A 12,654-nucleotide genomic window follows, 5' to 3' on the forward strand; every position below is an offset into this window, starting at 1 on the left:
CGCCGTCAGGCGCCGCTGCTGCGGCTTGCGCCGCCTTCGTGCCGGCTATCAGAGGAACCGGTCCAGCAGCTTGCGGCTGCGCTTGTCCAGCGCCATCAGGTCGCGGATCAGGTAATGGATGCCGTGGCTGTCCGAGACCATCAGCGTATTGCCGGACAGGCGGCGGATCGCCTCTTCCCCACGCAGCACCAGTGACGTGCGGCCGCGATCGGTCTGCACGGTCCACACGCTCGGCGTGGCAAATGTCGAGACCTCGACGATGTGCTCGATCTCCGGCATGAACTCGCGCGACGCGAGTTCTTCTTCGATCATGCTGCGCTCCGCCGCAGGCAGGCTCTCGAGCCGTGGAATCCATACCACCTCATGCCCGTCTGCGCTCATCATGCCAATGCCGCCCTGCGGTGCGGAGATCGGAAAGGCCCGCACCGGCACCACCCCTTCGTGGACAGTGCCGTCGCCATGGATCAACGTCAGGCGGCCGAACGGATTGCGCGACAGCGTGAAGGTCGCGCTGGCTGCTGCATAGATGTCCGCCAATTTCGTGTCAGTGGACATTTGCCACCTCCGGCATTTGGGTCACGGCTTCTTCCCGGTCCTCGTCTTCGGTATCGACATTGCGCGCCTGCGCCTGGTACAGCTTGAAGTAAGCGCCCTCGCGCAACAGCAACTCATCGTGGCTGCCGACTTCGACAATCTTGCCGCGGTCCATCACCACCAGGCGGTCGGCCTTGCGCAGTGTCGACAGCCGGTGCGCGATGGCGATGGTGGTACGGCCCTGCACCAGGTTGTCTAGCGCCTTCTGGATTTCCTTCTCGGTCTGCGTGTCCACCGACGACGTGGCCTCGTCCATGATCAGGATGCGCGGGTTGATCAGCAGCGCACGCGCGATCGAGATGCGCTGGCGCTCGCCGCCCGACAGGGCCTGGCCGCGTTCTCCTACCAGCGAGTCATAGCCGTGCGGCAGGCGCAGGATGAACTCGTGCGCGTGCGCGGCGCGCGCGGCGGCGATGATCTCCTCGCGCGTCGCATCGGGCTTGCCATAGGCGATGTTGTCGGCAATGGTGCCGAAGAACAGGAACGGCTCCTGCAGGACCAGGCCGATATGACGGCGATACTCGGACACCGGCAGCGAGCGGATATCGACGCCGTCGACACGGATCGCCCCTTCCGACACATCGTAGAAGCGGCAGATCAGGTTGACCAGCGTGCTCTTGCCCGAGCCGCTGTGCCCGACGAGCCCGATCATCTCGCCCGGGGCGATCGACAGGTCCAGCCCGCAGATCACCGCCCGGTTGCCATAGCGGAAGCCGAGGTCACGCATGTCGATGGCGCCTTCGACCTTGTCGAGCTTCGCCGGACGCACCGGCTCGGGCACGCTCGAGACATGGTCAAGGATGTCGAAGATCCGCTTGGCACCCGCCGCGGCCTTCTGCGTGACGGAAACGATGCGGCTCATCGAATCGAGGCGCGTATAGAAGCGGCTGATATAGGTCAGGAAGGCTACCAGCACGCCTACCGTGATGGCGCTGTGCGAGACCTGCCAGATGCCGAACACCCACACGATCAGCAACCCGATCTCGGTCAGCAGCGTCACGGTCGGCGTGAACAGCGACCATACCGCGTTGACGCGGTCGTTGATGGCGAGGTTATGCTTGTTGGCCTCGCGGAAGCGTGTCACTTCGCGCTTTTCCTGCGCAAAGGCCTTGACCACGCGGATGCCGGGGATGGTGTCGGCCAGCACATTGGTGATCTCCGACCAGATGCGGTCAATCTTCTCGAAGCCGTGCCGCAAGCGGTCGCGCACCAGATGGATCATCCAGGCGATGAACGGCAGCGGCACCAGCGTCACCAGCGCCAGCCAGGGGTTGATCGAAACCAGGATCACCGCCGTCATCACGATCATCAGCACGTCGGTGGCAAAGTCCAGCAGGTGCAGCGACAGAAACACGCAGATGCGGTCACTTTCCGAGCCGATGCGGGCCATCAGGTCACCGGTACGCTTGCCGCCGAAATATTCGAGCGACAACTTAAGCAGATGTTCGTAGGTTGTTGTGCGCAAATCGGCACCGATGCGCTCGGATACGCGCGCCAGCAGATAGGTGCGCGCCCATCCCAGGCTCCATGCCACCAGCGCGGCGCCGAGCAGGCCGCTAAGGTACATGCGCACCAGGTCGTAGTCGATCGGCACCCCGTTCTGATACGGAATCAGCACCTTGTCCATCAGCGGCATGGTCAGGTACGGCGGTACCAGCGTGGCGCCGGTGGACAGCAGCGTCAGCATGAAACCGGCCAGCAGTTGCCAGCGGTAAGGCTGCGCAAAGCGCCACAGGCGCAGCAGCGCCCAGGTCGACGGCGGTGTTTCCAGCTCACGGTTGCACTGCGGGCACTCCTCATCATCCGGCGGCAGCGGCGCCTTGCAGGTCGGGCAGACCACTCCGCCTGACTCGCCCGCCCCGACCGCGGAAGCTGCGTCGCGCCGCGTTTCGAACTGGTCGGCCAGCCGCAGCGCGGCAGGATTGTAACCAAGCGTATATCGCCAACTGGCCAGCCGCCCGCCCGGCCCAGCCAGTTCGAGGGCCCCGACCCCCGCATGATCAGTATGGGAAAGGCGCAGTTCGGGCGAGATGTTCCATTCCCGCACATTTTTTTCACCGGACGCGCGGGCGACGATGCGCTGGTCCGTCACAACCAGCCACCCTTGGGTAAAATGCAGCCTCGCGTCGAGGTCCAGCACCAGTCCGGCCAGGACGTTCTCACCGGGACGGAGCCACGTTCCGGATCCGGCACGCCAGGGCTCGTCGGAGGTGGGTGTGTTGAGGGCAGGCAGGGAGGACTGGGTCATGGATGGCGCAGCGTGCAGCGTCCAGGGGGAAAGGACATAACTTGAAACAAATTTAGGCCGGGCGCGGACTGGCTGCCCGTGAATTCGCCCGCAGTATACATAACAGCGTAAATAACAGCGAACCGCGGGTCGTCCTGATGCACTGCACAAACACTTTTAATCGAAGAAAGTCAACCTGTACTAAGCTGTAACGTTATTGAAAGGTTAGGCTTCCATTTCTCGGGCGTTCCGCCCACTGCCTCAAGCAAATTCAATGAAAAAGAAGGACATTGAGATTTTCGATGTCATGTCGCTGCGCGGCCCGAATATGTGGACATATCGGCCCGTGCTGGAGGCGTGGGTCGATATCGGGGAACTGGAGGACTTTCCCTCCAACACGATTCCGGGGTTCTACGAGCGCCTGGCGGCATGGCTGCCCTCGCTGATCGAGCATCGCTGCAGTATCGGCGAGCGCGGCGGCTTCCTGCAGCGGCTGAAAGAAGGCACCTGGCCCGGCCATATCCTGGAACATGTGACGCTTGAGCTGCAGAACCTGGCGGGCATGCCCGGCGGCTTCGGCAAGGCGCGCGAGACCCCGGTGCGCGGCGTCTACAAGGTGATCGTCCGTGCCTGGCACGAGGAAGTCACCCGCGCCGCCCTGTTCAGCGCGCGCGATCTGGTCATGGCCGCGATCGAGGACCGTCCCTTCGACGTCGCCGCCGCCGTGGACCACCTGCGCCGCCTGGTCGACGAGCACTGCCTCGGCCCCAGCACCGCGTGCATCGTCGATGCGGCCGACGACCGGGACATCCCCGCCATCCGCCTGTCGGACGGCAACCTGGTCCAGCTGGGCTATGGCGCACGCCAGCGCCGCATCTGGACGGCCGAGACCGACCGGACCAGCGCCATCGGCGAAAGCATCTCGCGCGACAAAGACCTGACCAAGAGCTTGCTCGAGTCGTGCGGCGTGCCGGTGCCGGAAGGCCGCATGGTCGACTCGCCGCAAGACGCCTGGGACGCCGCCGAAGACATCGGCGTGCCGGTGGTGGTGAAGCCCTATGACGGCAACCACGGCCGCGGCGTCTTTACCAACCTGGTCACCCGCGAGGAGGTCGAGACCGCCTACGCGGTGGCGCTGGACGAAGGCAGCGGCGTCATCGTCGAGCGCTTCATTCCCGGTAACGAACACCGCCTGCTGGTGGTGGGCGGCCGCATGGTTGCCGCCGCGATGGGCGAGACTGCCTGCGTGGTCGGCGACGGCAAGTCCACCATCGACGAGCTGATCGAGCTGCAGATCAATTCCGATCCGCGCCGGGGCAGCACCGAAGACCATCCGCTGAACCGCGTGCGCCTGGATTCCGCCGCGCGCCTGGAGCTGAAGCGCCAGGGCATGGACGGCAGCTCGGTGCCGGCGGAAGGCCGCACCGTGCTGATCCAGCGCAACGGCAACGTTGCCTTCGACGTGACCGACCGCGTCCACCCGAGCGTGGCCGCGCATGCGTCGCTGGCCGCGCGCGTGGTTGGGCTGGACATCGCCGGCGTGGATCTCGTGGCCGAGGACATCTCGCGCCCGCTGGCTGAACAGCGCGGCGCCATCGTCGAGGTCAACGCCGGTCCGGGCCTGCTGATGCACATCAAGCCGGCCGAAGGCACGCCGCGTCCGGTGGGCCGCGCCATCGTCAACCACCTGTTCCCCGAGTCCGAGCAGGACGACTGCGGCCGCATCCCGGTCGTCGGCGTGACCGGCACCAACGGCAAGACCGTGGTGGCGCGCCTGGTCGCGCGCCTGCTGCAGCTGTCTGGCAAGCATACCGGCCTGGCCTGCAGCGACGGCCTGTTCCTGGACCGCCGCCTGGTGCAGGGCGGCGACCGCGCCAACTGGGACGCCGGCCACCGCATCCTGATGAACCGCGCGGTCGAGGCCGCCGTGTTCGAGAACGACAGCGGCAGCATCCTGTCCGAAGGCCTGGTCTATGACCGCTGCCAGGTCGGCGTGGTCACCAACTTCGACCAGCCCGACCACCTCGGCGACTACTACGTCGAGGACGAGGACCGCATGTACAACGTGCTGCGCACGCAGGTGGACGTTGTGCTCAAGGACGGCGCCGCCGTGCTGAACGCGCGCGACGAGCGCCTGGTCGAGATGGCCGAGCTGTGCGACGGCGACGTGATCTTCTTCGGCCTGACGCCGGAGCTGCCCGCGATCATGTCGCACCGCGCCGCAGGCAAGCGCGCAGTGTATGTGCGCGAAGGCAAGATCGTGCTGGCCACCGGCAGCAAGGAAACGCCGCTCGTCGACGTGGCCGCGGTGCCGCTGACCTACGCCGGCCGCGTAGCATTCCAGGTCGAGAACGTGCTGGCGGCCGTGGCCGCGGGCTGGGCGCTGGGCATCTCCAACGACCTGATCCGCGCCGGCGTGGTGACCTTCGACGTCGGCCAGGTCGACGTGCCGGGCCGCTTCACGCTGTTCGAGCGCAACGGCGCCACCGTGGTCGTCGACGACGCCCACAACGCGCCCGCGCTGGAAGCGCTGGCGGTCGCGCTGGACCGTTTCCCGTCCGAACGCCGCATGGTGGTTTACGGTGCCGGCGTGCAACGCCTCGATGAAGACCTGGTGCGTCAGGGCAAGGTGCTGGGCCAGCATTTCGACCGCGTCTTCCTGTGCGAAGACCGCAGCGTCAAGCGCGACCTTGCCGATGCCGAGGCGCGCGCGCTGCTCAAGCAAGGGCTGTACGAAGGCCGCCGCGTGACCAAGATCATCGACGAAGGCGCACGTGCCCAAGCCATCGAGACCGCACTCGGCCAGCTGGTGCCGGGCGACCTGCTGGTGCTGCAGTGCGACGAGGCCGCCACCGCGGCCACCGTCGACCTGGTGCACCAGTGGATGGGCCAGCCTGCGCGCCGCGCCTGAAGCGGCGCCTGAACACAGCGCATTGAAGACACGGAACCATTCCATGGAAGTCTCCCGTATCCGGGCCCTGCGGGGCCCGAACCTGTGGTGCCGCCACACCGCCGTTGAAGCGATCGTGGCCTGCCAGGACACCGCCGACATGCTGTCGGACCTGCCCGGCTTTGAAGACCGGCTGCGCGCGCGCTTTCCCGAGATCGGGCCGCTGCGCCCGGACGAGGAATCGGGCGAACTCTCGCTCGCGCACGTCCTCGAAGTCGCCGCGCTGCGCCTGCAGGCGGCCGCCGGCTGCCCGGTCACATTCAGCCGCACCGCTCAGACGATCGAGCCCGGCACCTACCAGGTGATCGTGCAGTACAGCGAGGAAGAAGTCGGCCGGCTGGCATTCGAGCTGGCCGAGGTCCTGTGCCTGGCCGCGCGCGACGACACCGCCTTCGACCTGGCCGACGCGCTGCACCGCCTGCGCGAGCTGGACGAGGACGTGCGCCTGGGCCCCAGCACCGGCTCGATCGTCTACGCGGGCGTGGCCCGCGGCATCCCCTACCGGCGCCTGACGCAGGGCTCGATGGTGCAGTTCGGCTGGGGCAGCAAGCAGCGCCGCATCCAGGCTGCCGAAACCGACCGCACCAGCGCAGTGGCTGAATCGATTGCGCAGGACAAGGAACTGACCAAGAGCCTGCTGCACGCCGCCGGCGTGCCGGTGCCGCTGGGCCGCTCGGTGCGCAGCGCCGAGGAAGCCTGGGCCGCCGCGCAGGAGATCGACGCCCCGGTGGTGGTCAAGCCGCGCGACGGCAACCAGGGCAAGGGCGTGGCGGTGCGCATCCGCACCCGCGAGGAGGTGATGACGGCCTACGAGGTTGCCGCGGACATCAGCTCCGACGTGATCGTCGAGCGCTACATCCCGGGCCATGACTTCCGCCTGCTGGTGGTGGGCAAGCAACTGGTGGCGGCCGCGCGCCGCGACCCGCCCCAGGTCACCGGCGACGGCGTGCACACCGTGCGCGAGCTGGTCGAGGAAGTGAACCGCGACCCGCGCCGCGGCGAGGGCCATGCCACCTCCCTGACCAAGATCCGTTTCGACGATATCGCGCTGGCGGTGCTGGCCAAGCAGCACCTGACCGCCGATTCCGTGCCGGCCAAGGGCACGCGCGTGGTACTGCGCAACAACGCCAACCTGTCCACCGGCGGCAGCGCCACCGACGTGACCGACGACGTCCACCCGGACATCGCCGCGCGCGCCGTGGCCGCGGCGCAGATGGTGGGCCTGGACATCGCCGGCGTCGACGCGGTGTGCGAGACCATGCTCAAGCCGTTCGAGGAACAGGCCGGCGGCATCGTCGAGGTCAACGCCGCGCCGGGCCTGCGCATGCACCTGCAGCCATCGTACGGCAAGGGCCGCGCGGTGGGCGAGGCGATCATCTCGACCATGTTCTCCGATGGCGACGATGGCCGCATCCCGGTGGTGGCCGTGTCCGGCACCAACGGCAAGACCACGACCGTGCGCCTGATCACCCATATCATGGCCACCAGCGGCCTGCGCATGGGCATGACCGGCACCGACGGCGTCTATATCCAGGGCGAGCGCATCGACACCGGCGACTGCAGCGGCCCGCGCAGCGCCCGCAACGTGCTGCTGCACCCCGATGTCGACGCGGCCGTTTTTGAAACCGCGCGAGGCGGCCTGCTGCGGGAAGGCCTGGCCTTCGACCGTTGCGACGTGGCCGTGGTGACCAATGTCGGCGAAGGCGACCACCTGGGCCTGTCGTACATCAATTCGGTGGAAGACCTGGCGGTGCTCAAGAGCGTGATCGTGCAGAACGTCGCGCCGCACGGCACGGCCGTCCTCAATGCCGCCGACCCGATGGTGGTGCGCATGGCCGATGCCTGTCCCGGCGGCGTGACCTTCTTCGCGCACGACCCCAACCAGCCGGCGATGGCCACGCACCGCGCTCAGGGCAAGCGCGTGGTCTTTGTCGACGGTGCCGAGATCGTGGCCGCCGAAGGCGACACCGAGGTGCGCCTGGCGCTGGCGGAGATTCCGCTGACGCGCAACGGCACCATCGGCTTCCAGGTCGAGAACGCGATGTCGTCGATCGCCGCCACGTGGGCGCTGGGCATCGACTGGGCCATCATCCGCCGCGGCCTGGCTACCTTCGTCAATGACGCCGCGACGGCTCCCGGCCGCTTCAACGTGTTCGACTACAAGGGCGCCATGCTGATCGCCGACTATGGCCACAACCCGGACGCGATCCAGGCATTGTGCAACGCGGTCGAGACCATGCCGGCCGGCCGCCGCCTGGTCGTGATCAGCGGTGCCGGCGACCGCCGCGACGAGGACATCCGCCGGCAGACGCAGATCCTTGGCGGCGTGTTTGACGAAGTGGTGCTGTACCAGGACCAGTGCCAGCGCGGGCGTGCCGACGGCGAGGTGCTGGCGCTGCTGCGCGAAGGCCTGCAGGGGGCGCAGCGCACGAGCCAGGTCGAGGAAATCCGCGGCGAATTCCTGGCCATCGACACCGCGTTGTCGCACCTGAAGCCGGGCGACCTGTGCCTGGTCCTGGTGGACCAGGTGGAAGAGGCGCTGGGGCATATTGCGGGGCGGATCGCGCAGGGTTAATTCAATTCCGCCGGTGGTTTGCTCCCCTCTCCCATAAAAGGGGAGCAAACACGCGCAATCTGAGCTTCCTCAGCAACAAAAAGGCCAGTTCCGCAGAACTGGCCTTTTTGCGTGTAGGAAGGCTGATCTCAATGCCTCGCCGGCAACGACAACCGCCGCTCCAGCATATGCTGCAGCCCTGACAACCCCGTGCTCAACACCCAGTAGATCGCCGCCACCGCCAGGTACAGCGGCAAGGGCTGGTACGTCGCCGCGATGACCTCCTGCGCGGTGCGCAGCAGTTCCGTCACCGTGATCACCGACACCAGCGACGTATCCTTGATCAGGCTGATCAGGCTGTTCGACAAACTCGGCACCGCCAGCCGCAGCGCCTGCGGGCCCACCACGTAGCGCAGCGCCTGCGCCGGCGTCAGTCCCAGGCTGTACGCCGCCAGCCATTGTCCGCGCGCCACGCCCAGGATGGCGCCGCGCATGCTTTCCGACAGGTACGCCCCCACGTTCAGGCTCAGCGTCAGCACGCCGGCCGGCGTGGGCTCCAGCGCGATGCCGACACCCGGCAGTCCGTAGTACACGACAAAGATCTGCACCAGCAGCGGCGTGCCGCGCATGATGCTGACATAGGTGCGCGCCACCGCCTTGAGCGGGCGGCTGTGGCTGATGCCCATCAGCGCCACCACGGTGCCGATCACCAGCCCGAACAGCATCGACCACAATGCGAACTTGATGGTCAGCAGCGTACCCTGCAGCAGCACGGGCAGGGAATCGATGACAAGCTGGAGAGCGGACATGGGCGTGACGGCGGACTAAAGGTAAGAAAACAAAGCGGCGCGGCAGCCATGCAGGCCGCCGCGCCGCGACATGATACCGCCCGGCTCGCTGGCCGGCTTACTTGATCGGCTTACTTGATCGGCTTACTTGACCGCCTTGCCGGCGGGCTTGGTCACGTCGGTACCGAACCACTTCACCGACAGCTTGCCAAGCGTGCCGTCCTTGCCCAGGTCTTCCAGCGCGTGGTTGATGGCCTGCGCGAACTTGGGGTTGTCCTTGCGGAACGGGATGGCCACCTGCGTGGTGGCACCCGCCACGATCGCGCCAGGCCGCAGCGGCAGGTTGGCGGTCTTGACCAGGTAGGCGACCATCAGCCGGTCGTTCAGCGCGGCGTCGACGCGTTGTGCCGCCAGGTCGCGCAGGTACTCGGGCGCGCCGGGATAAGTCTTGACGTCGATGCCCGCCACCGACTTCGCCAGTTCGTTGTAATTGCTCCCCAGGCTGACGCCGAGCTTGTGGCCCTTCAGGTCTTCCAGCGACTTGAACTGGCGCTTGTCGTCCTTGCGCTGGATCAGTTGCGCATCGGAGTAGACGTAGGGCGTAGAAAAGTCCAGCACCTGCTGGCGCTGCGGCGTGACGTTGACCTGGTTGACGATCACGTCGAACTTGCCCGCCTGCAGGCCGGCAATGATGCCGCTCCATTCCGTGGTGACGAACTCGGGCTTGACCCCGAGCTTGCCCGCCACCGCACGCGCCACGTCGACATCAAACCCTTCCAGCTCGTTCTTGGCGCCGCGGAAGCCGAACGGCGGGTACGTGCCCTCCAGTCCGATCTTGAGCACGCCAGCCTGCTTGACGGTATCGAGCAGGTCAGCGGCATGGGCCGCGGTGGCCGCCAGGCCGGCCCCGGCCATCAGCGAGGCCGCCAGCAGCGACTTGAACCAGCCAGTACGAATCGATCGCATATGTTCTCCAGTGAATGCGCATAGACGGCAATGAGGCAGCAAGTGGGCAGGCAACACCGGCTGGCCTCTCGTGGCAGGCTGCCGGCCGGTTGTGCTGCTATGAGCCTATATCGGGCTCTACACTACCGCAAACGCTATCGAAGGCGAAATAACGATTCATCATGGCTATATAACCGCCGGGGCGATCCATGCGCCACGGCGGCCATGCCCCCTCCCCCGTTACTGGTAGGCCTTGTCGTTGGGTGCCGCGAACAGCGCCTTCATGTCTGCCGACAGCGGGTAGTTCATGTTGATGTTGCGCGGCGGGATCGGCGACATGAACCACTTGTTGTAGAGCTTCTCCGCGCGGCCGCTGGTCTGCAGGTCGGCGATCACCCCGTCAGCCAGCTTCTTGAACGAAGGATCGTCCTTGCGGAACATGCAGGCATAGTTCTCGGTCTGCAGCGGAGCGCCGACCACCACCCAATCACCCGCACTCTTGGCCTTGGTGCGCTCGCCATACAGCAGCGGCTCGTCCATGACGAAGGCAGCGGCGCGGCCGCTTTCCAGGATCAGGAAGGACTGGCCATGGTCCTTGGTGCTGATCAGGTTCATGTTCATCGCTTTCTCGCCGTTCATCTTGACCAGCAGGCGCTCGCCGGTGGTGCCAGCGGTGGTGACCACGTTGCGGTCCTTCAGGTCAGTGAACTCCTTCACGCCGGAGTCCTTCTTGGTCAGCATCTTGATGCCGTAGACGAACAGGCTGTTGGAGAATGCCACCTGCTTCTGGCGCTCCAGGTTATTGGTGGTGCTGCCGCATTCGATGTCGATGGTGCCGTTCTGCACCAGCGGGATGCGGTTCTGCGAGGTGATCGGCGTCAGCCGCACCTGCAGGTTCGGCATCTTCAGCTCGCTCTTCACCTTGTCGACGATCTGCAGCAGGATCTCGTGCGAGTAGCCCATCACCTCCTTGCCGTCGGTGTACGAGAACGGGATCGACGATTCGCGGTAGCCCAGCGAGATCACGCCGCTGTCCTTGATCTTCTTCAGCGTGTCGCCGTCGGCAGCCTGGGCCGCGCCGGCAGCGAGCAGCAGCGCGGCGGCCGCGAGAATATGGCGGGTGACAGGACGGGTGGCTGGGCGGGTGTGCAGTGGTTTCATGTCGCGCTCCTTGTAGTGGGGCTTGGTCATTGAGGCTCGTTTTCTCGAGGTAATGCGAACTCACGGGTACTGCAGGAACCATTGCTGCATGGCGCTGCGCTAAGCGCGCGCGGCATCGAAATCCGCGGCGTCGAGGGCCGGGCGACGCCCCGCCAGCCGGTCGGCCAGCAAACCGGCGCTGCCCATCGCCAGCGTGAAGCCCAGCGCGCCGTGGCCGAGGTTCAGCCACAAGCCCGACACGCGCGATGGCCCGATCAGCGGCAGCCCGTCCGGCGTGGCCGGGCGCAGCCCCGCCCACGGCTGCAATTGCGCCAGCGGCAGGTCAGGCACGATGCCGTCGAACAGTGCGCGTGTCTGCGCCACCAGAGTGCCGACCCGCTCCGGGTCGATGCGGGTGCCGCCGCGCACCAGGTCGGCCATGCCCGCCACCCGCAGTGTATTGCCGATCCGCGCGTAAACGATCTTGTTGGCGAAATCCGTTACGCTGATATGTGGCGCGCGTGCGCCGCTGGCCAGCGGCACCGTGATGCTGTAGCCCTTGAGCGGCCACAGCATCGGCCGCACGCCCAGCGGGCGCAGCAGCGGCACGCTGCCGATGCCGCCCGCGACCACGACCACGTCGGCCGGCACCTCGCCGGTGTCGGTGCGCACGCCGGTCACGCGCCCGCCCTGCTGCACCAGCCCCTGCACCACGGTGCCGAAGCGCAGCGACACGCCAGTGCCGCCGCCGTGTTGCACCAACCGTGCCAGCGACACGCAGAAGCGGTGGCAATCGCCCACCTCCTCGCTCGGCGTGTAGATGGCGCCGGCGATCTCGTTGCGGATGCCGGCCAGCGCAGGCTCCAGCGCGACGCAGGCATCACGGTCCATCGCCTGCTGCTCGCAGCCCAGGCTGGCCTGGTAGTCCAGCAGCCGGCAGGCCGAGGCGAACGCCGCTTCATCGCGATGCACCACCAGCTTGCCGCGCCGCGCAAAGTCGAAGCCGAAACCGCTGTCCTCATGCTCGTGCTGCGCCACGAACGCCTGGAGCTGGTCGCGCGAGTAGAAACCCAGGCGCAGCAGCTTGCGCGTGGTGGCCTCGCTGGTGCTGGCATTGCAGGCGCCCATGAAGGCGGCCAGCCAGCGCCATTGCGCGGGATCGGCTACAGGGCGGAAGCGCATCGGCGAATCGCGCCGCAGCAGCCAGCCCGGCACCTTGCCCATCACGCCCGGTCCGGCCAGCGGCGCCACGTAGCTGTAGCTGAGCTGCCCGCCATTGGCAAAGCTGGTTTCCTCGCCCGGACCCTGGTGCCGTTCCAGCACCGTCACCTCGTGCCCGTCCTGGGCCAGGCGCCACGCCGTTGTCATGCCGACCACGCCGGCGCCCACGATCACTACCCGCATTGACTTCCTTGCCGCATCAAAAGACCGATGCCAGAGCGTAAAACAGCGGGGC

At 66.8% G+C, this 12,654-nt stretch carries 8 protein-coding genes; 2 read left to right on the top strand and 6 right to left on the bottom strand.

Annotated elements, in window-relative coordinates:
- Positions 1 to 48 precede the first annotated feature (48 nt).
- Both K309_RS0106825 and K309_RS0106830 read right to left on the bottom strand, forming a co-directional pair.
- Positions 49 to 555: a cyanophycin metabolism-associated DUF1854 family protein gene (locus tag K309_RS0106825; protein ID WP_051320361.1), complete on the bottom strand. Its 507-nt coding sequence runs from the start codon at positions 553 to 555 to the stop codon at positions 49 to 51.
- Complete coding sequence (locus K309_RS0106830; protein ID WP_029045725.1) at positions 545 to 2,842, bottom strand: cyanophycin metabolism-associated ABC transporter; 2,298 nt, start codon at positions 2,840 to 2,842, stop codon at positions 545 to 547. The genes K309_RS0106825 and K309_RS0106830 overlap by 11 nt, the downstream gene beginning before the upstream one ends.
- 253 nt (positions 2,843 to 3,095) lie before the next feature.
- Between K309_RS0106830 and cphA (K309_RS0106835) the strand changes: the two genes are divergently transcribed.
- Complete coding sequence (cphA, locus tag K309_RS0106835; protein WP_029045726.1) at positions 3,096 to 5,732, top strand: cyanophycin synthetase; 2,637 nt, start codon at positions 3,096 to 3,098, stop codon at positions 5,730 to 5,732.
- Positions 5,733 to 5,775: 43 nt separating this feature from the next.
- Positions 5,776 to 8,346, top strand: a complete 2,571-nt coding sequence (cphA, locus tag K309_RS0106840) for a cyanophycin synthetase (protein ID WP_029045727.1) — start codon at positions 5,776 to 5,778, stop codon at positions 8,344 to 8,346.
- Between the two features lie 128 nt (positions 8,347 to 8,474).
- On the opposite strand, the gene K309_RS0106845 is transcribed toward cphA (K309_RS0106840), so the two are convergent.
- The 4 genes from K309_RS0106845 to K309_RS0106860 all read right to left on the bottom strand — a co-directional run bounded on the left by K309_RS0106845 (position 8,475) and on the right by K309_RS0106860 (position 12,602).
- The gene (locus K309_RS0106845; protein ID WP_029045728.1) at positions 8,475 to 9,134 is read right to left on the bottom strand and encodes an amino acid ABC transporter permease; all 660 of its coding nucleotides are present in this window, start codon (positions 9,132 to 9,134) and stop codon (positions 8,475 to 8,477) included.
- Between the two features lie 123 nt (positions 9,135 to 9,257).
- Positions 9,258 to 10,079, bottom strand: coding sequence for a transporter substrate-binding domain-containing protein (locus K309_RS0106850; protein WP_029045729.1), 822 nt, complete (start codon positions 10,077 to 10,079; stop codon positions 9,258 to 9,260).
- A gap of 219 nt (positions 10,080 to 10,298) precedes the next feature.
- Positions 10,299 to 11,219, bottom strand: a complete 921-nt coding sequence (locus tag K309_RS0106855) for a glutamate/aspartate ABC transporter substrate-binding protein (RefSeq protein ID WP_029045730.1) — start codon at positions 11,217 to 11,219, stop codon at positions 10,299 to 10,301.
- Positions 11,220 to 11,318: 99 nt separating this feature from the next.
- Positions 11,319 to 12,602 (bottom strand): D-amino acid dehydrogenase, encoded by a 1,284-nt coding sequence (locus tag K309_RS0106860; protein ID WP_029045731.1) that lies wholly within the window; start codon positions 12,600 to 12,602, stop codon positions 11,319 to 11,321.
- Between the last annotated feature and the right edge of the window lie 52 nt (positions 12,603 to 12,654).

The sequence above is a fragment of the Cupriavidus phytohabitans genome (assembly GCF_000426345.1).
Lineage (GTDB): Bacteria > Pseudomonadota > Gammaproteobacteria > Burkholderiales > Burkholderiaceae > Cupriavidus.

Bases quoted from the DNA above. Each gene is read 5' to 3' on its own strand.
- K309_RS0106825 (WP_051320361.1), bottom strand. From the start codon at position 555: ATGTCCACTGACACGAAATTGGCGGACATCTATGCAGCAGCCAGCGCG.
- K309_RS0106830 (WP_029045725.1), bottom strand. From the start codon at position 2,842: ATGACCCAGTCCTCCCTGCCTGCCCTCAACACACCCACCTCCGACGAG.
- cphA (WP_029045726.1), top strand. From the start codon at position 3,096: ATGAAAAAGAAGGACATTGAGATTTTCGATGTCATGTCGCTGCGCGGC.
- cphA (WP_029045727.1), top strand. From the start codon at position 5,776: ATGGAAGTCTCCCGTATCCGGGCCCTGCGGGGCCCGAACCTGTGGTGC.
- K309_RS0106845 (WP_029045728.1), bottom strand. From the start codon at position 9,134: ATGTCCGCTCTCCAGCTTGTCATCGATTCCCTGCCCGTGCTGCTGCAG.
- K309_RS0106850 (WP_029045729.1), bottom strand. From the start codon at position 10,079: ATGCGATCGATTCGTACTGGCTGGTTCAAGTCGCTGCTGGCGGCCTCG.
- K309_RS0106855 (WP_029045730.1), bottom strand. From the start codon at position 11,219: ATGAAACCACTGCACACCCGCCCAGCCACCCGTCCTGTCACCCGCCAT.
- K309_RS0106860 (WP_029045731.1), bottom strand. From the start codon at position 12,602: ATGCGGGTAGTGATCGTGGGCGCCGGCGTGGTCGGCATGACAACGGCG.